Origin of the sequence: Corallococcus sp. EGB (genome assembly GCF_019968905.1) — a bacterium.
GTDB lineage: Bacteria > Myxococcota > Myxococcia > Myxococcales > Myxococcaceae > Corallococcus.
On record NZ_CP079946.1, the window covers coordinates 8,629,831 to 8,648,846 of the forward strand.

The following is a 19,016-nucleotide window of genomic DNA, read 5'->3' on the forward strand; positions in this document are numbered from 1 at the left end:
CGACGTTGAGTTTCAAGCACTCACCCACAGCCGCACGAGATCCAAGAGCTTGTCTGTATCCACGGGCTTGGGCAGGTAGTCACTCGCACCGGCAGCCATGCACTTCTCACGGTCATCCTTCAGCGCCTTCGCGGTGACGGCGATGATGGGGAGGCTGGCGTACTTGGGGTCCTTGCGGATGGCACGCATGGTTTCATAGCCGTCCATCTCCGGCATCATCACGTCCATCAACACGACGTCCACGTCGGGGTTCTGGCCGAGCAGCTCGATGGCGGCCCGCCCGTTCTCCGCGAAGACGACCTGCATGCTGTGATTTTCCAGCACGCTGGTGAGCGCGAAGATGTTTCGCATGTCGTCATCCACCAGGAGCACCTTCTTGCCGGCCAGCGGCGCGTCCTGGTCGTTGCGCTGCGCCAGGGCCGCGCGCGCCCGCGCCGGAAGATTCTCATCCAGGCGGTGCAGGAAGAGCGCGGTGTCGCTGAGCAGCTGGTCGGGGCTCTTCGCGCCGCTCTTCAGGATGACGCTGCCGGTGTAGCGCCGCAGACGGGCCTCGTCCTTGGGCGTCAATTCACGGCCGGTGTAGACGACGATGGGCAGGTCGCGGAAGCGCTGCTGCGTCTTCACCTCCTCTACCAGCTTGATGCCGTCCATGTCGGGCAGCAGGAGGTCGATGACGAGGCAGTCGTACTCGTTCTCCTCCAGCTTCCCGAGGGCCTCCTGGCCGGACGCCACCGCGGTGACGATGACGTCGCCGCCGTCGCTGAGCAGCTGGGTGAGGCTGCTGCGCTGCACGTCGTCGTCCTCGATGACGAGCAGGCGGCGCTCGCGGCGCTCCAGGAAGCGCGACAGCTGACCGAAGACGCGCTCCAGGCCCTCCTTGCTCACGGGCTTGGTCAGGTAGCCGAACGCGCCCTGGGTGTTGCCCAGGTGCTTGTCCATCACGCTGATGATGTGGACGGGGATGTGGCGCGTGCGCGGGTTGCGCTTGAGGCGATCCAACACACTCCAGCCGTCCACCACGGGCAGCTGGATGTCCAGGGTGATGGCGTCCGGCTGGTACTCGTGCGCCATGGACAGGCCGCTGTCACCGCGCGTGGCGACCAGGGCCTTGAAGCCCTTCTCGCGCGCCATCTGCACCATGATGCGGGCGAACTTCAGGTCATCCTCGATGATGAGCAAGGTGCGGTCACCCTCGCGGATGAGGTCGCGGTCGTCCTCCACCACGACGGGCGTGTGCGCCCCCTCCACCTGGGGAGGCAGCGCGGCGTCCAGCACGTGGGCCTGCGGCTCCGACACTGGGGCTGGAGGCGGCGGCGCGATGGGCGGCGGCGTGGAGGTGCTGGCGGTGGACAGGGGAGCGAGCGTCTCCGGCAGGGCCCCCAGCGCGCGGCTGGCGGTGTCCCCCCCCTGCGACACGTCCTCGTCCGCGCCCTGATACTCCGGCGGCAGGTAGAGGGTGAAGGTGCTGCCCTTGCCCGGCTCGCTCTCCAGGCGGATCTCTCCGCCCAGCAGCTTGGCGATCTCCCGGCTGATGGACAGGCCCAGGCCGGTGCCGCCGTACTTGCGGGCGGTGGAGCCGTCCGCCTGCTGGAACGCCTCGAAGATGATGCGCTGCTTGTCCTTGGCGATGCCGATGCCGGTGTCCTTCACCGCGAAGGCCAGCACGTGGCGCGAGCGGCGCAGCGCCTCGTGGTCGAAGCGGATGCCCTTGTCCGCCAGGCGTACGGTGAGCTTCACGCCGCCCTCGTCGGTGAACTTGAAGGCGTTGGAGAGCAGGTTCTTGAGCACCTGCTGCAGCCGCTGCGGATCCGTGCGCACGTGGCGCGGCGTGCCCGGGAGCACCTCCACCTGGAAGGTGAGGCCCTTCTGGTCCGCCACCGGGCGGAAGCTGCGATCGATGAACTGGTTGAGCTCCGTGAGGACGATGTCCCGGGGCTCCACCTGCATCTTGCCCGCCTCCACCTTGGACAGGTCGAGGATCTCGTTGATGAGGCTGAGCAGGTCTCCGCCGGACGCGTAGATGGTGTTGGCGTACTCCACCTGCTTGGAGGAGAGGTTGCCGTCCTTGTTGTCCGACAGGAGCTTCGCGAGGATGAGCAGCGAGTTGAGCGGCGTGCGCAGCTCGTGGCTCATGTTGGCCAGGAACTCGCTCTTGTACTTGGAGATGATGGTGAGCTGCTCCGCCTTCTCCTCCAGGCTGACGCGCGCCAGCTCCACCTCGCGGTTCTTCTCCTCCACGCGGGTGTTCTGGTCCGCCAGCTCCTTGGCCTTCTCCTCCAGCTCGATGTTGGTGCGCTTGAGTTCGTCCTGCTGCTGGGTGAGCTCGCGCGACTGGCTCTGGAGCTCATGCGTCAGGCGCTGCGACTCGGCGAGCAGCGTCTCCGTGCGCATGTTCGCCATGATCATGTTGAGCACCACGCCGATGCTCTCCATCAGCTGATCCAGGAAGATCTGATGGATGGCGCTGAACGGGTGGAACGAGGCCAGCTCGATGACGGCCTTGACCTCACCCTCGAAGAGGACGGGCAGGACGATGATGTTGAGCGGCGCGGCCTCGCCCAGTCCGGAGGAGATGGTGATGTAGTCCGACGGCACGCGCGTCAGCAGGATGGTCTTCTTCTCCAGCGCGCACTGGCCGACCAGGCCCTCGCCCAGGCGGAAGCGGTTCGCCAGGTGCTTGCGCTCCCGGTACGCGTAGGTGCTGGTGAGCTTGAGGGACGGGATGCCGCCCTCGGGGTCGGAGAGGAAGAAGCCGCCGTGGTGCGCGGACACCAGCGGGGTCAGCTCGCTCATGATGAGGCGGCTGACGGCGTCCAGGGACTTCTGGCCCTGCATCATGCCGCTGAACTTCGCCAGGTTCGTCTTGAGCCAGTCCTGCTCCTGGTTCTTCTGCGTGGTCTCACGCAGGTTGACGATCATCTGGTTGATGTTGTCCTTCAGCGCCGCGACCTCGCCTTCGGCGACGACCGTGATGCTGCGGGTCAGGTCGCCCTTGGTCACGGCGGTGGCCACGTCGGAGATGGCGCGCAGCTGGCTGGTGAGCGTACCGGCCAGCTGGTTCACGTTGTCCGTCAGCTGCCGCCACGTGCCGCGAGCGCCGGGCACGCGGGCCTGGCCGCCCAGCTTTCCTTCGATACCCACCTCGCGGGCCACCGTGGAGACCTGCTCCGCGAAGGTGCCCAGCGTGTCGGTCATGTTGTTGATGGTGTCCGCGAGCGCCGCGACTTCGCCCTTCGCGTCCACGATGAGCTTCTGGGTCAGGTCGCCGTTGGCCACCGCGGTCACCACGCGCACGATGCCGCGCACCTGGGTGGTGAGGTTGGAGGCCATGAAGTTCACGTTGTCCGTGAGGTCCTTCCACGTGCCGGCCACACCGGGCACCCGGGCCTGTCCGCCCAGCTTCCCTTCCACGCCCACCTCGCGGGCCACCGTGGAGACCTGCTCCGCGAAGATGCCCAGCGTGTCGGTCATGTTGTTGATGGTCTCCGCGAGCGCGGCCACCTCGCCCTTCGCGTCCACCACCAGCTTCTGCTTGAGGTCGCCGTTGGCGACCGCGGTCACCACCTTCACGATGCCGCGCACCTGGGTGGTGAGGTTGCGGGCCATGAAGTTCACGTTGTCCGTGAGGTCCTTCCACGTACCGGACACGCCCTTCACTTCCGCCTGACCGCCCAGCTTTCCTTCCGCGCCCACCTCGCGCGCCACGCGGGTCACTTCGGAGGCGAAGCTGTTGAGCTGGTCCACCATCGTGTTGATGGTGTTCTTCAGCTCCAGGATTTCGCCCTTCGCGTCCACGGTGATCTTCTTGGACAGGTCGCCGTTGGCCACCGCCGTGGTCACCAGGGCGATGTTGCGCACCTGGCTGGTGAGGTTGGAGGCCATGCTGTTCACGTTGTCCGTGAGGTCCTTCCACGTGCCGGCGACGCCCGGCACCGCGGCCTGGCCACCCAGCTTGCCGTCCGTACCCACTTCCTTCGCGACGCGCGTCACTTCGGAAGCGAAGGCGCGCAGCTGGTCCACCATCGTGTTGATGGTGCTCTTGAGCTCCAGGATTTCGCCCTTCGCCTCCACGGAGATCTTCTGCGACAGGTCGCCGTAGGCCACCGCGGTGGTCACCTTGGCGATGTTGCGCACCTGGTCCGTGAGGTTCGCGGCGAGGACGTTCACGTTGTCCGTGAGGTCCTTCCACACGCCCGCGACGCCGGGCACCGCGGCCTGGCCGCCCAGCTTGCCCTCCGTACCCACTTCCTTACCGACGCGCGTCACCTCCGAGGCGAAGGCGCGCAGCTGGTCCACCATCGTGTTGATGGTGTTCTTCAGCTCCAGCACCTCGCCCTTCACGCTCACGGTGATCTTCTGGGACAGGTCGCCGTTGGCCACCGCCGTGGTGACCTTGGCGATGTTGCGCACCTGGTCCGTCAGGTTGCCGGCGAGGACGTTCACGTTGTCCGTGAGGTCCTTCCACACACCGGACACGCCCTTCACGTCGGCCTGACCGCCCAGCTTGCCTTCCGTACCCACTTCCTTCGCGACGCGCGTCACTTCCGCGGCGAACGCACGGAGCTGGTCCACCATCGTGTTGATGGTGCTCTTGAGCTCCAGCACCTCGCCCTTCGCGTCCACGGTGATCTTCTTGGACAGGTCGCCGTTCGCGACCGCCGTGGTCACCTCCGCGATGTTTCGCACCTGGGCCGTGAGGTTGTTGGCCAGCAGGTTCACGTTGTTCGTGAGGTCCTTCCACGTGCCCGCGACGCCCGGCACTTCGGCCTGGGCGCCCAGCTTGCCCTCCACGCCCACCGTGCGCGCGACGTCCGTCACCTGCTGCGCGAAGACGGACAGCGTCTGGGTCATCGCGTTGATGGTGTCCGCGAGCGCGGCGATCTCGCCCTTGGCCTCCATCACCAGCTTCTGGGACAGGTCGCCGTCGGCCACCGCCGTCACCACCTTGACGATGCCGCGCACCTGGGTGGTGAGGTTGAAGGCCATGCTGTTCACGTTGTCCGTGAGGTCCTTCCACACTCCGGACACGCCCTTCACGTCGGCCTGGCCGCCCAGCTTGCCGTCCGTGCCCACCTCCTTCGCGACGCGGGTCACTTCGGCGGCGAACGCGCGGAGCTGGTCCACCATCGTGTTGATGGTGCTCTTGAGCTCCAGCACCTCGCCCTTCGCGTCCACGGTGATCTTGCGGGACAGGTCGCCCTTCGCGACCGCCGTCGTCACCTCGGCGATGTTGCGGACTTGATCCGTCAGGTTGTTCGCCAGGAGGTTCACGTTGTTCGTGAGGTCCTTCCAGGTGCCCGCGACGCCCGGCACCACGGCCTGGGCGCCCAGCTTGCCTTCCACGCCCACCGTGCGCGCGACGTCCGTCACCTGCTGCGCGAAGATGGAGAGCGTCTGGGTCATCGCGTTGATGGTGTCCGCGAGCTCCGCGACCTCGCCCTTGGCCTCCATCTTCAGGCGCTGCGTGAGGTCGCCGTTGGCGACCGCGGTCACCACCTTGGCGATGCCGCGCACCTGGGTGGTGAGGTTGGACGCCATGAAGTTCACGTTGTCCGTGAGGTCCTTCCACGTGCCGGACACGCCCTTCACTTCCGCCTGACCGCCCAGCTTGCCGTGCGTGCCCACCTCGCGGGCCACGCGGGTCACTTCGGAGGCGAAGCTGTTGAGCTGGTCCACCATCGTGTTGATGGTGTTCTTCAGCTCGAGGATCTCTCCGCGTGCGTCGACGGTGATCTTCTTGGACAGGTCACCGGTGGCCACCGCCGTCGTCACCAGGGCGATGTTGCGCACCTGGGTGGTGAGGTTGGAGGCCATGCTGTTCACGTTGTCCGTGAGGTCCTTCCACGTGCCGCCCACTCCGGGCACCGCGGCCTGACCGCCCAGTTTGCCGTCCGTACCCACTTCCTTCGCGACGCGCGTCACTTCCGCGGCGAACGCGCGGAGCTGGTCCACCATCGTGTTGATGGTGCTCTTGAGCTCCAGCACCTCGCCATTCACGTCCACGGTGATCTTCCGGGACAGGTCGCCATTGGCGACGGCGGTGGAGACCTCCGCGATGTTGCGCACCTGGCTGGTGAGGTTGGACGCCATCAGGTTCACGTTGTCCGTGAGGTCCTTCCACGTCCCCGCGGCGCCGGGCACCTGGGCCTGGGCGCCCAGCTTGCCCTCCACGCCCACCGTGCGCGCGACGCTGGTCACCTGCTGCGCGAACACGTTGAGCGTGTCCGTCATGTTGTTCAGCGTGGCGCCCAGCGCGGCGATCTCCCCCTGCGACGGCACCATCAGCTTCTGGGTGAGGTCGCCGTTGGCGACCGCCGTCACCACCTTCACGATGCCGCGCACCTGCGTCGTGAGGTTGGAGGCCATGAAGTTCACGTTGTCCGTGAGGTCCTTCCACGTGCCGGACACGCCGGACACCGCGGCCTGACCGCCCAGCTTTCCTTCCGTGCCCACCTCGCGCGCCACGCGGGTCACTTCGGAGGCGAAGCTGTTGAGCTGATCCACCATCGTGTTGATGGTGCTCTTGAGCTCCAGGACCTCGCCCTTCACGTCCACGGTGATCTTCCGGGACAGGTCGCCGCGGGCCACGGCCGTGGTGACCTCCGCGATGTTTCGCACCTGCGCGGTGAGGTTGCCGGCGAGGACGTTCACGTTGTCCGTGAGGTCCTTCCACACGCCGGACACGCCCTTCACGTCGGCCTGGCCGCCCAGCTTGCCTTCGGTGCCCACCTCCTTCGCGACGCGCGTCACTTCGGCGGCGAAGCTGTTGAGCTGATCCACCATCGCGTTCACGGTGGTGCCGATGCGGAGGAACTCGCCCTTCACGGGCTGGCCGTCGATCTCCAGCGCCATCTTCTGGGTGAGGTCGCCTTCGGCCACCGCCACCAGCACGCGAGCGACCTCCGTGGTGGGCTGCACCAGGTCGCCGATGAGGGCGTTGATGGACTGGACGCTGGTGGCCCAGTCGCCCTTCACGTCGCCCAGGGAGACGCGCTCGCCCATGCGGCCCTCGCGGCCGACGACGCGCTCCACGCGGACGATTTCGTGGGTGAGGTTGGAGTTGAGCGTCACCACCGCGTTGAACGCGCGGGCGATCTCATCCATCACCACGTCCTGCGCGCCCGACGGCAGCCGCACGGTGAAGTCACCGGCCTGGACGGCCCGGAGCGCCGCCAGCAGCTGCTGGAGCGGAGGCGGACCGCCGGGGCGCAGGCCGTCGTCCGCGGCCGGGCGGCTGTTGCCGTTGCGGCTTCGCGCGGGGGCGCGGCGGCCGGACGCGGGTTCGGTGCGCGCCGCCTCCACGTCGCTCAGCCGGTTGGCCGCGATGTTGGCTTGAGACCGGGTGCCAGGAAGGCCAGCGTCCTGAGGTGCCGGCGTCCCGGCCGTCTTTCGGCCATTGGCGCGCTTGCGGGGAGCGGAGGAGCTGGAAACCTTGGTGTCGTCCACGAGTGAAACCCCTGATCGGCGAAAAGCGTTGCGACCGGTGCTGCAAACCCGCCCGCGATCCCAGGAACGTCCAATGAGTTCGCGGACTTGTCGAATGTAAAGCCGAGGTGGAAAGGCCCGCTGTGTCGGGCACTGAACGACGTGCCCGGGCACGGGTCCAGCCATCCCCGAAAGCCCCGGAGCGACGTCACCACCGGCCCGGGGAGAAGCCCTCCCATAACAGTTTCAGGGAGGTGAGGCCGTGCACGGGAAGCCGTCGCACCCCTGCACATACAACGCTCGCCCCGAGAGCCTTCGGGCAGGCGCGCGCGTGCGTGCGGGCACCTCTTCACGAGCGCCGGTGCGGACGTCGTAGCGGAGCGCGGCAGGCCCCGGTGCGTCCTGGGAAGCAGGCCCGCCACAGGCCAGCAGGACCTGATCCGTGCTGTCGAGCCACCACAGGAACTCCACGGTGCACGGAGCCTCCGCCCGCACGAGCTCCAGCGTGCGCGCGTCGTAGACGAGGACGCCGCCGCCCCACTCCACCGCGGCCAGCGTGCCGCCAGGGCCCACGGACAGGCGGCCTCCCGGGCCCGGCACCTGCGCCTGGCCCAGCACCTTGCCATCCGGCGCCACGGAGACGAGCTGGCCCGCGGCATCCAGCGCGACGACACCGCCCGCGTGGCCGATCAGCCACTCCGGGGGAGCGATGTCCCCCACCGGCAGGAGCGCGCCGTTTCGTTCACGCAGCAGGTGGCCTCCGGCGGCGGCCCACAGGCGGCCCTCGCCGTCGAAGGCGAGCGCGGTGGTGCCTGGGACCTCCAGCCGCGAGTGCGAACCGTCCGTGCCGCAGACCGCGACGACGCGAGGCGCGAACACCGCCGCGCGCGACGCATCCGGCGCCACGGCCCAGCCCAGCCGCGTGGCCCCCTCCAGCTGCCGCGCCAGACAATCATTGAGCGCGCCCAGGTGCGCGTCCCCGGCGGGAGAGGCGATGAGATACGGAAGGCTGGTGGTGGCGACGTAGAGCAGCAGGCCCAGGCCCGCGGCGATGACGAGCGTGAGCGGCCATGCGCGGGCGCTCATGCTTCGCGCGCCGCGCACGCTCTTGCGGCCCGTCAGCAGGTGCCCCTCCCGTCCGCTCACGCACGCTCCTTCCTGGAACGGAGGACAGCACAGAAACGGGGCGAAGACTGCTCACCGCGACACGAATGCCCGCCTGCTGGACACCTTGGACCTGGCACATGCCCTGCAATCCGCGGAGGGCATGCCTCTCTCACTTCGTCTCCGTCGGCGGATGCGGCTCGTGGGCCTCGGACTGTGCGGGCTGGGCCTCATGTGGATGGTATTCCTGGCCGCGGTGGAGGGGGCGTACCAGGTGTCGCTGCGAAGGCTTCCCTCGCTCCCCACCCCGCCGGACGCCACCGACCGGCTGCCCGCGAACGTCGCCCGGGTGTACTGGAGCCTGTTCGAGCGCGAGGGCGCGATGACGGTGGAGCCCGCGTGGACCTGGACCGCCGTGTGGACCGTCGCGCGCAACATCGTGTCCAGGCCTTCATCGATGCACGTACCTCCGGGATGGACGCTCGCGGACACGGTCGCCCGGCAATGGAGCCCGGACGGTTCGCCTCCTCCTCGGTGGAGTGAGCGGTTGACGTTGGGCATCTGGCTCACGCGTCACTGGTCGGCGGAGGAGTTGCTGGCTTTCAAGGCGCGGCGGATGCCGCTGGGGCACGGCCTCCATGATCTACCCGAAGCGGCCCGGCACTACCTGGGCAAGGAGGCTTCGGACCTCTCGCTGGCGGAGGCGGCGCTGCTCGTGACGATGATTGAGGATCCACGGTCGCGGAGCCATCCTGAATGTTTCATCGACCGGCTTCAGCCACGCAGGGATGGGCAGCTGCGCCACATGCGCCTGGCCGGAATGCTGACACCCGAAGAGGAAGCGGAGGCGCGTGCCGGGCCTGTCGTCCTGAGCCTCCCGCCTCCCGCGCAGCATCCCTGCCCACCGCCATGACCGCGCAGCGGCCGCATCCGTGCACCCCGTGTCCCGCACGCTTCGTCCCATGACCGACCTGCGAGCTGCCGGGCTGCCATGTGCCGGCTCCTTTCAGCGGGTTGCCCTGTCGGGTGAAGCACACACCTTTACGCCTCAAGCGACGGAAAGGGTTCTTCACATGCGACGCTCCATTGGCACCGCGGCATTGGCTTTCAGCTTCCTGCTCTCCACCAGCGCGCTCGCCCAGCAGGCGGGCGGAGGTTCGAGCACCGGTTCGAGCACCGGGACGACGTCCGGGTCCACGGGCGGCTCTCCGGAGATGATCAACAACGGTTCGACGGGCACCGCTGGCTCCGGCAGCACGTACTCGCCCGGCACCACCAGCTCGACGGGCGTACAGACAGGCAACACCGGCACGGGCGGCTCCGGCACCGGCGTGAACCCGACTCCGGGCACCACCGGCACCGGTACCGGCACCACTTCCGGCACCGGCGGAACCGGGACCAATGGCATCGGCACGGGCACCGGCACCGGCACCGGCACGACCGGCTCCGGCATGGATACCTACGGCACCGGGAGCACCGCGCCGTCGACGGGCACCAGCACCGGCACCTACGGCGGCTCGGGCACGGGCACCAGCACCGGGACCTACGGCGGCACGGGCACCAGCACCGGCACCGTGGGCGGCGGCGCCGGAACCAGCACCGGTACCTACGGGGGCACGGGCACCAGCACCGGCACCGGCTCCACCACCACCGTGCCTGGCACCGAGGGCAGCGGCTCCACCGTCATCACCCCGGGCGGCACGGGGGGTGGCACGGGCGCGGGCGGCACCGGGACCAGCGGCACGACCGGCACGGGCGGCGTCGGCGGCTCCGGCACCAGCGGCTCCGGTGGCACCATCGGCGGCGTGGGCGGCACGGGCACCGGCGGGACCAGCGGTTCTTCGACCGGCACCGTCGACGGCCAGTAGTCCTCCCCGTTCGGATGCCATTGAATGACGACGACAGCCGCCAGCCCTTCCGCTGACGGCTGTCGCCATGTCTGGCGTTACTTCGGCGCGTCCAGACAGGCCATGGCGCGGCCCACGTACTCCATGAGCTTCGGGTCGCGGCCCTGGCGCTGAGCCAGCTGGGGCTCCTGCTGGTGCATCTTCTGGAGCGACTTCTCGATGCCGGGGTTGCCTCCCGTGAAGGCGCGGATGAGTTCGCGCCAGCGCGTGGCCAGGGCGCGCACCGGCTCGGAGGCGGGGTCTGCGCCCTGCTCCATCTGCTCGCGCATGCTCGCGATGAGGCGGGGCCACTCGGCCTCCACCTGCTGGATGGCTTCGTCGCCCATCGCCTGGCGGCGGGCCTCCAGCTCCTTCAACTGCTCCGGGGTGTAGTGCTTCTCGAACAGGGTCATGGCTTCGATGGTCCTCAGGAAGTCGTCGGCGGAGACCGGCTCCGCCGCGCGCAGCTGCCGTGCGAGGGAATCCAGGCGGTCGCAGAGCTGACGCTGTTCCGCCAGCTGCTCCCGGGCCCGCTGGAGCCGCAGCTCCACCACGCGCAGGGCGGAGAAGTCCGCCCGGCCCAACGTCTCGGAAATCTCCTCCAGCGAGAACCCGAGCTGCTTGAGCGACAGGATGTGACTCAGGCGGGCGATGTCCGCCGCCGTGTAGAGCCGGTGCCCCGACGCCGTGTGCGCCGAGGGCTTGAGCAAGCCAATCTCGTCGTAATGGTGCAGCGCACGGATGGACAGCCCCGTGCGCCGGGCCAGCTCTCCCACCTTCAGCTCCGTGTGCTGCATGCCTCACCCCTTTCCAGCCATGGCCTTCGCGTGACTGGATGGGATGGCTACAACCTCACGTCGCGTGAGGTTCAAGGGGGAAAACGCACGGGGTGGCCAGCCGCCGCCGGGAATTGCTAGGGTCCCCCGCACGGAACGGCGATGTCCGCCGGAGTTTCCGAGCACCCTCGAGGAGGCCTGTCCAGATGACCCCGCCCCTTGTCGCCGTCGCGGCCCTGTCCGCCACGCGGGCGCCCATCCGCTGAGCCGGTCGCAGCACCGTCGTCCGTCGCAGCGCGAGCCCCGCCTCCTTCACGCCCGGCGCCCGGGAGTCGCCTCCCGCGCGTCCGTGGCATCGCGCTGTCCGGAGTTCCTCACGTGTCACTCGAAACCCTCGGTTGGGGTCCCGACCTCGACCTCGCGCTGACCTCACTCGTCTCGCAGTCTTCTTCCCTCGTCCCCGGGCGCGTCGTGCGCCAGCAGCGGGGACTGCTCACCGTGCAGACCGCGGGCGCGGCCTTCCTCGCTCGCGCGGCCGGGCGCCTCCTCCATCAGGCCCAGGGCGTGGAGGCCCTGCCCACCGTGGGCGACTGGGTCCTCCTGCAACCGCCCGCGTCCGGTGACGGCGAGGCGCTGATGCACACCGTGCTGCCCCGCCGCAGCCTCCTGAAGCGGCGCGAGGCGGGCAGCGAACACGACGGCCAGCTCATCGCCGCCAACGTGGACGTGGTGTTCCTCGTCGCGGCGCTGGACGGCAACTACAACCCCCGCCGCATCGAGCGCGCCCTCACCCTCGCCTGGAACAGCGGCGCCACGCCCGTCGTGCTCCTGAGCAAGGCGGACCTCGCGGACAACGCCACGGCGCGGGTCCTGGAGGTGGAGGCCCTGGCGCCCGGCGTGGACGTGCTCGCGGTGAGCGCGAGGACCGGCCTGGGCGTGGAGGGCGTGCGCGCCCGGGTTCCTCCCGGCAGGACGGGCGTGCTGCTGGGCTCGTCCGGCGTGGGCAAGTCCACGCTCACCAACCGGCTGCTGGACGCCGCGAAGCTCGTCACCCAGCCCGTGCGGCCGGAGGACGACAAGGGCCGTCACACCACCACGCACCGCGAGCTGTTCGTGCTGGAGCACGGCGGCCTCATCATCGACGGACCCGGCATGCGCGAGCTGGGCCTGTGGGGCGACGAAGAGGAGGGGCTGGCCCAGGCCTTCGCGGACGTGCTCGCGCTGGCCACCGGCTGCCGCTTCAGCAACTGCGGCCACCAGGGCGAACCGGGCTGCGCGGTGAGGGCGGCGGTGGAGGACGGCACGCTCACCGAGGAGCGGCGCGCGAGCTTCGAGAAGCTCCTGCGCGAACAGGCCTTCCAGCACCGCCAGACGGACGCCGCCGCGCAACGCGAGCACAAGCGGGCGCAACGCAACCAGTCCAACGCGGGCTGGGCGCGCACACGCTCGAAGCGGCGCGGCGAATAGACAGACCTTCCGGGCGCGGCGCGGGAGCCTTCGCGCGCCGCGTCCGGAGATGGCTCAGAGCCCGGGGCTCGACTCCGGCACCGCGCCGGGAGGCGGCAGCGGCGGAGGGGTCGGCGTCCGCGGCACCGGGACCTCGCCCTCCTCCGGCATGTTCCCCTCGTCCGGGACACGGAGCGGCGTCTCCGAGCCCGAGCCCTGGCCCGACAGGTCCTGGCGCGGGTTGACGTCCTGGTACTCCGACGCGCAGGCGTACGCCACGGTGCGCGAGCCCACCAGCACCGAGGGCAGCAGCATGCCCACCGCGGCGCAGTTGCCGCGCTCCTCGTCCGTCCGGTGGCCGCCCGCGCACACCGCGCCTCCCACCAGCGCGCCCGCCACCGCCAGGCCCGCCTGGATGAGGAAGTCCCCGGGCGTCACACGGCTCTGCGCCCACGCGACGCCGTTCCTGCACTCGCTGCCCGGGGGACGGGACACGGGCACCAGGCCCGCCACCGTGAACCACTGCCGGTCCTGATGCACCGTGGGCTCCGGCCGCAGGCTCGTGACGATGCTCGTCCGATAGCAGCCCGTCTGCCCCAGCATCAGCACCGCCATCGACGCCGCCACCGCGTGTACCTTGCGCATCAGTACCCCCAGTCCCGGTGAGTGACCGCCGGCACCAGCGGTCAGGTCCCCGTGCCTAGCCCGAAGGCGGGGGTCACCGGAAGAGGGGCGGTCCTAGCGGCGCCGCCTCGGCGTGGCGGGCAGCCCCTCGAACGCCGTCTCCACCATGCCGCGCAGGTGGGCTTCATCCATGCCCGCCTTGCCCACGGCCTCCAGCCCGCGGAAGACCGCGAGCAACATGGCGCCCCACCTCCTCGGGTCCGCGTGGGCCGCCAGGTCCCCATGCGCCCTGGCCTGCTCCAGGCAGCGCACGAACGCGGCCTCCAGCCCCTGGAAGGTCTCCAGCGCCCGGTCCGCCACCTGCGCGTCCTGCGACGCCAGCTCCGACGTGCCCCGCGCCAGCAGGCACCCGCGCCGGTTCGCGGGCGCCGCTGACGCGGTGGCCGCTCCCAGCATGAACCGGCGCAGCCGCTCCAGCGCCCCGGCGTCCGGGCCCTCCAGCGTCTTCTTCACCGACTCCAGGGAGCTCACGCAGTACGCGTCGAACACCTTCAAGAAGAGCTGATGCTTGTCGCCAAAGGCCCCGTAGAGGCTGCCCTTGCCCAGCCCCGTGGCCTGCATCAGGTCATCCATGGAGGTCGCCGCGTAGCCCTTGCTCCAGAACTGGTCGCGCACCGCCCGCAGCACCTGCGCTTCATCGAATGTCCGAGGCCGAGCCATGACCCGAAATTAAAAGTTATTGACCGTTCGGTCCACCATTCTTAGATATGGACCACAAAGTCCATAACTCCTCGGCGACACGGGGAGCAGGTGGGCTGGCGCTTCACAGGGTCCGTCAGGGGCCCCCACAGCAAGGAGCAGGACCATGGGCAGGCTCGACGGGAAGGTGGCGGTCGTCACGGGTGGAACCACGGGCATCGGCTTCGCGACGGCGAAGCGCTTCGCGCAGGAGGGGGCGAAGGTGTTCCTCACCGGGCGCCGGCAGGCGGAGGTGGACCGGGCGGTGCATGAGATTGGCCACGGCGCGGTGGGCGTGCGCGGGGACGTGTCCGTGATGGCGGACCTGGACCGGCTCTACGCGCGGGTGAAGGAGGACGCGGGGCACGTGGACGTGGTGTTCGCCAACGCGGGCCTGGGCGAGTTCGCAGCGCTGGGCTCCATCACGGAGGCGCACTTCGACCAGACGTTCAACGTCAACGTGAAGGGCACGCTGTTCACGGTGCAGAAGGCGCTGCCGCTCTTGAAGGACGGCGGCTCCATCGTCCTGACGGGCTCCACGGCGGGCTCGGACGGCTCGGCGGCGTTCAGCGTCTACGCGGCGACGAAGGCGGCCATCCGCTCGTTCGCGCGCACGTGGGCGTCTGATTTGAAGGGGCGGCGCATCCGGGTGAACACGCTCAGCCCGGGCCCCATCGACACGCCGGGACTCAACGGGCTGGCGCCCGACGCGGCGGGGGCGACGCAGCTGAAGGAGTTCCTCACCAGCCTCATCCCGCTGGGCCGCATGGGGCAGCCGGACGAGGTGGCGAAGGCGGCGCTGTTCCTGGCGTCGGACGACAGCAGCTTCGTCAACGGCGCGGAGCTCTTCGTGGACGGCGGCGCCGGACAGGTCTGAGGCCCGGCGCGCGAAGGCAGGCGCCTCAGTCCGCCTTGCCGTCCGGGTTGGACGCGGCCAGCTTGCGCAGCTTCGCGGCGAAGGGGCTCTCGCCGTTCACCGGCAGCGGGCCGCCGGCCATGCGCTGGCGGCGGTCCATGGCGAGGGGGCCTTCCGGAGGCCCCTCCAGGGCTTCCTTCTCGAAGCGGTCCTGCCCGCTCAGCACCCGCCCGATGGGACGGGACGAGCCGACGCGGCGATAGGGATCCACGGACATGGCGCTGACCTCCGGATGACGCCCCGTTCTACCGCGCTTCGGTCCCTGGTGCATCCCACCCCCGGGGATCCTCCAGCGCGCCGCCGATGTGCCGGAGCACCCGCGCGGCCAGGTCCACGTCGATGAGGCGCGCGTCCCAGGTGCAGGTGAGCGTCATCGCCTTGCCGGGCACCAGTGCGCCAGCCTCCACCACGGGCACGTCCCGCACGCGCCCGGGCGCCAGGAGCAGCGGCACGCGCGTGTAGGGCACCATGGCGACGAAGCCCTGCTCCAGCCCCAGCGAGCCCAGGTTCGTCACCGCCACCGAGCCGAACGGGTCAAACGGCATGCCCACCCGGCGCAGGTCCACGTTCAGGCCGTACCAGACGAAGGACAACAGCCGCAGCGCGGGCCCCATCAACCAGCCGGGCAGGAGCGACGAGCGGCGCTTGCCCCGCTCGATCTCCACGTCCTCGCGCGCGCGGACCCGTGACACCCGCGCCTCCATGGCGTCCGCCAGCGCCTCCAATGACTTCTCATCCGCGCGGTGCACCGTGGCCGTGGTCAGGTCCACGCGCGACGCACCGGCCGCAGGCTGCACCACCAGCACGCAGACGCCCACGTCCTCGCGCAGCCACGGGCGCTGGCCCCGGAGCACGACGTTGGCCTCCGGGTAGCGGCGCAGCGCGTCCGCCGCGGCCTTCGCCACCAGGTGTGTCACCGTCAGCCGGCGGCCCGTGCGCGTGCGGTGCGTGGCCATGAACGCGAGCGCCGGCTCCATGCGGACCTCCAGCGACGCGTAGGCGCTGGGGTCGCGGGGCGCGCGCCACGCCCCCAGCGCGAGCTTGCGCAGGGCACTGGCTTCAGACGCGGGGTGGAGGTCCAGGTTCACGGATAGGTTCCCCAGGCTTCGCACGGCGGGAGCACCGCGCGCAACGAAAGCCGGCTCCTGTTAGACATCTCCCCCAGCGCTCCACGCCCTTCTTCGAGGCCCATCCGCATGAGCACCCTCGCCCTGGTCCTGTCCCTGGCCCTGCAAACCTCGCCCCCCGCGAAGCCCCTCCCCAAGCCCGCCGCGCAGACGGCGCAGAAGAAGGCCCCCGCGGAGGACGTCTCCGCCGCCACCCAGGCGTGGCACGCGGAGCGGCTGCAACGCCTGACGTCGCCGGACGGCTGGCTCACGCTGGTGGGGCTCACGTGGCTGAAGGAGGGCGAGCAGACGGCCGGTTCCGCGCCCGACAGCGAGGTGCCCCTGCCCGCGCCGGCGCCGTCCAAGGCGGGCACCTTCGTGCGTCACGGCGACACCGTGAGCTTCCAGCCCGCCCCGGGCGCGGCCTTCACGCTGGAGGGCAAACCGTTCGCGGGAGGAGCGCTGAAGACAGACGAGAAGGGCGCGCCGGATGTGGTGCGGCTGGAAGGTGTCAGCTTTCAGATCATCCGCCGGCAGGACCGGCTGGGCGTGCGGGTGAAGGATTCAGAGGCCGCGGCGCGCAAGCAATTCCATGGCATCCCAACGTATCCGGCGAGCGAGGCGTGGAAGGTGGAGGCGCGGCTGGTGCCGGACGAAAAGCCTCGCACGCTCAGCGTGCCCACGGTGCTGGGGTACGCGGAGGAGATGAAGTCCGCCGGCACGCTCGTCTTCACGGTGGCGGGCAAGGAGTACCGCCTGATGCCCGTCCTGGAGGAGGGGTCGGACGAGCTGTTCATCATCTTCGGCGACGAGACGAACCGCGACACCACCTACGGCGCCGGCCGCTTCCTCGGAGCGCCGCTGCCGGACAAGGACGGGCGCGTCGTGCTGGACTTCAACCGCGCCTACAACCCGCCCTGCGCCTTCACGCGCTTCGCCACCTGCCCGCTGCCTCCGCGCGGCAACCGCCTGGCCGTGCGCGTGGAGGCAGGCGAGAAGCGCGCGGGCGACCACTGAGCCCTTGAAACACCACCGCCCGCCTCCCTTTGAGAGGAAGACGGGCGGCAGGGTCCCTTCCCAGGGATGTTGAAGCCTCAGAGCTGGATGTTCTTCTCCACGTCCGCCATCCGGAAGCGCGCCATCGCCAGGTTCGCGTTCGCGCGGTGCAGCGCGATGTAGAGGAACAGGCCTTCGCGGGACGCGAGCGGGCGGATGATGTGGTACTGCTCGCCCAGGGTGATGAGCATGTCCTCGATGCGGTCCTTGATGCCCAGGGCCTTCATCGTCTTCAGCTTGGCGCGCATGACCTCCGTGTTGCCCGCCGCCGCCGCGTCGATGTTGAACCCCGCGGACCCGATGCTCCCCAGCGTCATCCCGCTGTTCGCATCCGCCAGACAGACCGCGAACGCCCCTTCAATCTTCATCGCCTCTTCCAGCGCCTGCTTCACGTTCGCCATGACTTCACCTTCCAGTAGGACGGGGGGACCCGAGGGAGACTGCGACTGCGTTGCGGCAGCCTGCTGCGCCGGCATTGTTTCGGTCGCCAGCTCCGCCAGCTCGAACGTCAGCTGACTGGAATAGGAGCGCGGCTGCGGCACGAAGAGGGCCTGGGCCTCCGTCAGCCCGAAGAGCGTCTCCAACTGCGCGCCCACGTGGCGGCACAGCAGGTCTCGCAAGGTGTCGCGCGGCACCAGGCCCCACGCCACCAGCGTCTCGCAGAAGTTGCCGCCGCTCTTGCGGCACTCCGCCATCACCTGCTCGACGTCGTCGCGGCTCACCAGCTTCGCGTCGATGAGCGCCGTGGAGAAGCTGCGCGCGCCCGGGCCCGTGAGCACCGTCCACGCCACCTTGCGCTCCACCACGAAGATGCGGCCAGAGACCGTGGTGGACTTCACCACCACCTCACCGCCCAGCTTGCTCTCCAGCGCTTCGTTCAGCACCGCCCGGACGACCTGACGGGGCGGGGACACCATGTTTCGAGCAGCCGGATTCATGGGAGAGTCCACAGTCACCGCCCGTGATGGCGCAGTCCGTCAAGGAGGCATCGCGGCCGGAAATATAAACAATGACGCTGCATAATCTCAACTCAGATGTAAAATTCTGGGATTTAATGACTCCCCTGGGGTTGGAGAAACCCCGTACAAATATCCGAGTGTCTTGTACCGGAGGACCCAAGACAACGGAACAATTCCAGTTGGACGAAAACCCGACGCATGGGCCGGACAGCGCGATGTACCGGACGGAAGAGGGGTCCGTTCGCCAACATCTTCCCTCTGGAAATGGGGGGCGTGAGGGCAGCTGCACGAAGGGAAAATCCATCCTCCCGCGCGGCACGTAGAAGCCCCCGGAGCGCGTGCGGCACCCCGGGGGCCTGGGTCCTACTGGACCACATCCGCCCTGTTGGCGGCTCAATGCACTGGCGGTGCGCGGTCCGCGGCGGCTTCCGGGGCCAGCGGCGACTCCAGACGGGGGGCGATGCCGTCCTTCAGCTGGCGCAGCAGGGCGGCGCTGAAGGCGTCCAGGTCATCCGGCTTGCGGGACGTGATGAGGTTGCCGTCCTCCACCACCTGGCGGTCCACCCAGCGCGCGCCGGCGTTGATGAGGTCTGTCTTGATGGAGGGGAACGAGGTGACGGTGCGCTCGTCCGCGATGTCCGCCTCCACCAGCATCCACGGCGCGTGGCAGACGGCGGCGATGGTCTTGTCCGCCTTGAAGAAGTCGCGCACGAAGCCGACCATGGCGATGTCCATGCGCAGGTGGTCCGGCGAGTAGCCGCCGGGAATCACCAGCGCGGCGAAGTCCGAGGCCTTCACGTCCTTCACCGCCTTCTCCGTGCGGACTTCCGCGCCCTTCTTTCCCTTGAGCGTCTTGCCTGCCTCCACGCCGATGACGACGGGCTCGTGGCCCGCCTGCTTGACCTTGTCGTAGGGGACCTGGAACTCGGAGTCCTCGAAGTCGTTCGCCATGATGAATGCGATGCGCGCCATGGAATTGC

The 19,016-nt window shown here is 69.4% G+C and carries 14 protein-coding genes; 5 read left to right on the forward strand and 9 right to left on the reverse strand.

Annotated features, from left to right (window positions below):
- Nucleotides 1-12 precede the first annotated feature (12 nt).
- A complete protein-coding gene (locus KYK13_RS35180; RefSeq protein ID WP_223638889.1) occupies nt 13-7,446 on the reverse strand; it encodes a HAMP domain-containing protein in 7,434 nt (2,477 codons plus the stop codon).
- A 225-nt stretch (nt 7,447-7,671) separates the two neighbouring features.
- Nucleotides 7,672-8,571: a hypothetical protein gene (locus KYK13_RS35185; protein WP_223638892.1), complete on the reverse strand. Its 900-nt coding sequence runs from the start codon at nt 8,569-8,571 to the stop codon at nt 7,672-7,674.
- Nucleotides 8,572-8,731: 160 nt separating this feature from the next.
- Between KYK13_RS35185 and KYK13_RS35190 the strand changes: the two genes are divergently transcribed.
- On the forward strand, nt 8,732-9,442 hold the full coding sequence (locus KYK13_RS35190; RefSeq protein ID WP_223638895.1) for a transglycosylase domain-containing protein: 711 nt from the start codon (nt 8,732-8,734) through the stop codon (nt 9,440-9,442).
- Between the two features lie 160 nt (nt 9,443-9,602).
- A complete protein-coding gene (locus KYK13_RS35195; protein WP_223638898.1) occupies nt 9,603-10,397 on the forward strand; it encodes a hypothetical protein in 795 nt (264 codons plus the stop codon).
- Nucleotides 10,398-10,474: 77 nt separating this feature from the next.
- On the opposite strand, the gene KYK13_RS35200 is transcribed toward KYK13_RS35195, so the two are convergent.
- The gene (locus KYK13_RS35200) at nt 10,475-11,212 is read right to left on the reverse strand and encodes a MerR family transcriptional regulator (protein WP_223638901.1); all 738 of its coding nucleotides are present in this window, start codon (nt 11,210-11,212) and stop codon (nt 10,475-10,477) included.
- 357 nt (nt 11,213-11,569) lie between these two features.
- Between KYK13_RS35200 and rsgA the strand changes: the two genes are divergently transcribed.
- Nucleotides 11,570-12,658 carry a ribosome small subunit-dependent GTPase A gene (gene rsgA, locus KYK13_RS35205; protein WP_223638903.1) on the forward strand — a complete coding sequence of 363 codons (1,089 nt, stop codon included), beginning with the start codon at nt 11,570-11,572 and terminating at the stop codon, nt 12,656-12,658.
- Nucleotides 12,659-12,712: 54 nt separating this feature from the next.
- On the opposite strand, the gene KYK13_RS35210 is transcribed toward rsgA, so the two are convergent.
- Together KYK13_RS35210 and KYK13_RS35215 are read right to left on the reverse strand one after the other, a co-directional pair.
- A complete protein-coding gene (locus KYK13_RS35210; protein WP_223638905.1) occupies nt 12,713-13,282 on the reverse strand; it encodes a hypothetical protein in 570 nt (189 codons plus the stop codon).
- A gap of 93 nt (nt 13,283-13,375) precedes the next feature.
- Nucleotides 13,376-13,981 (reverse strand): TetR/AcrR family transcriptional regulator, encoded by a 606-nt coding sequence (locus tag KYK13_RS35215; protein ID WP_223638907.1) that lies wholly within the window; start codon nt 13,979-13,981, stop codon nt 13,376-13,378.
- 145 nt (nt 13,982-14,126) lie between these two features.
- Here KYK13_RS35215 and KYK13_RS35220 point away from each other — a divergent pair, with 145 nt between their 5' ends.
- The gene (locus KYK13_RS35220; protein WP_223638909.1) at nt 14,127-14,876 is read left to right on the forward strand and encodes an SDR family NAD(P)-dependent oxidoreductase; all 750 of its coding nucleotides are present in this window, start codon (nt 14,127-14,129) and stop codon (nt 14,874-14,876) included.
- Nucleotides 14,877-14,901: 25 nt separating this feature from the next.
- Here KYK13_RS35220 and KYK13_RS35225 read toward each other — a convergent pair whose 3' ends face one another.
- The gene (locus KYK13_RS35225; RefSeq protein ID WP_223638912.1) at nt 14,902-15,132 is read right to left on the reverse strand and encodes a hypothetical protein; all 231 of its coding nucleotides are present in this window, start codon (nt 15,130-15,132) and stop codon (nt 14,902-14,904) included.
- Nucleotides 15,133-15,160: 28 nt separating this feature from the next.
- Nucleotides 15,161-16,003: a 2-oxo acid dehydrogenase subunit E2 gene (locus tag KYK13_RS35230; RefSeq protein ID WP_223638914.1), complete on the reverse strand. Its 843-nt coding sequence runs from the start codon at nt 16,001-16,003 to the stop codon at nt 15,161-15,163.
- 108 nt (nt 16,004-16,111) lie between these two features.
- Between KYK13_RS35230 and KYK13_RS35235 the strand changes: the two genes are divergently transcribed.
- Nucleotides 16,112-17,038: a DUF1684 domain-containing protein gene (locus tag KYK13_RS35235; RefSeq protein ID WP_223638917.1), complete on the forward strand. Its 927-nt coding sequence runs from the start codon at nt 16,112-16,114 to the stop codon at nt 17,036-17,038.
- 77 nt (nt 17,039-17,115) lie between these two features.
- On the opposite strand, the gene KYK13_RS35240 is transcribed toward KYK13_RS35235, so the two are convergent.
- Complete coding sequence (locus KYK13_RS35240) at nt 17,116-18,015, reverse strand: hypothetical protein (protein WP_223638920.1); 900 nt, start codon at nt 18,013-18,015, stop codon at nt 17,116-17,118.
- A gap of 414 nt (nt 18,016-18,429) precedes the next feature.
- Nucleotides 18,430-19,008, reverse strand: coding sequence for a type 1 glutamine amidotransferase domain-containing protein (locus tag KYK13_RS35245; protein ID WP_223638923.1), 579 nt, complete (start codon nt 19,006-19,008; stop codon nt 18,430-18,432).
- Between the last annotated feature and the right edge of the window lie 8 nt (nt 19,009-19,016).

Excerpts from the sequence above, each read along its gene's own strand:
- KYK13_RS35195 (WP_223638898.1), top strand. The coding sequence starts at position 9,603 with ATGCGACGCTCCATTGGCACCGCGGCATTGGCTTTCAGCTTCCTGCTC.
- KYK13_RS35200 (WP_223638901.1), bottom strand. The coding sequence starts at position 11,212 with ATGCAGCACACGGAGCTGAAGGTGGGAGAGCTGGCCCGGCGCACGGGG.
- KYK13_RS35210 (WP_223638905.1), bottom strand. The coding sequence starts at position 13,282 with ATGCGCAAGGTACACGCGGTGGCGGCGTCGATGGCGGTGCTGATGCTG.
- KYK13_RS35215 (WP_223638907.1), bottom strand. The coding sequence starts at position 13,981 with ATGGCTCGGCCTCGGACATTCGATGAAGCGCAGGTGCTGCGGGCGGTG.
- KYK13_RS35220 (WP_223638909.1), top strand. The coding sequence starts at position 14,127 with ATGGGCAGGCTCGACGGGAAGGTGGCGGTCGTCACGGGTGGAACCACG.
- KYK13_RS35225 (WP_223638912.1), bottom strand. The coding sequence starts at position 15,132 with ATGTCCGTGGATCCCTATCGCCGCGTCGGCTCGTCCCGTCCCATCGGG.
- KYK13_RS35235 (WP_223638917.1), top strand. The coding sequence starts at position 16,112 with ATGAGCACCCTCGCCCTGGTCCTGTCCCTGGCCCTGCAAACCTCGCCC.
- KYK13_RS35240 (WP_223638920.1), bottom strand. The coding sequence starts at position 18,015 with ATGAATCCGGCTGCTCGAAACATGGTGTCCCCGCCCCGTCAGGTCGTC.
- KYK13_RS35245 (WP_223638923.1), bottom strand. The coding sequence starts at position 19,008 with ATGGCGCGCATCGCATTCATCATGGCGAACGACTTCGAGGACTCCGAG.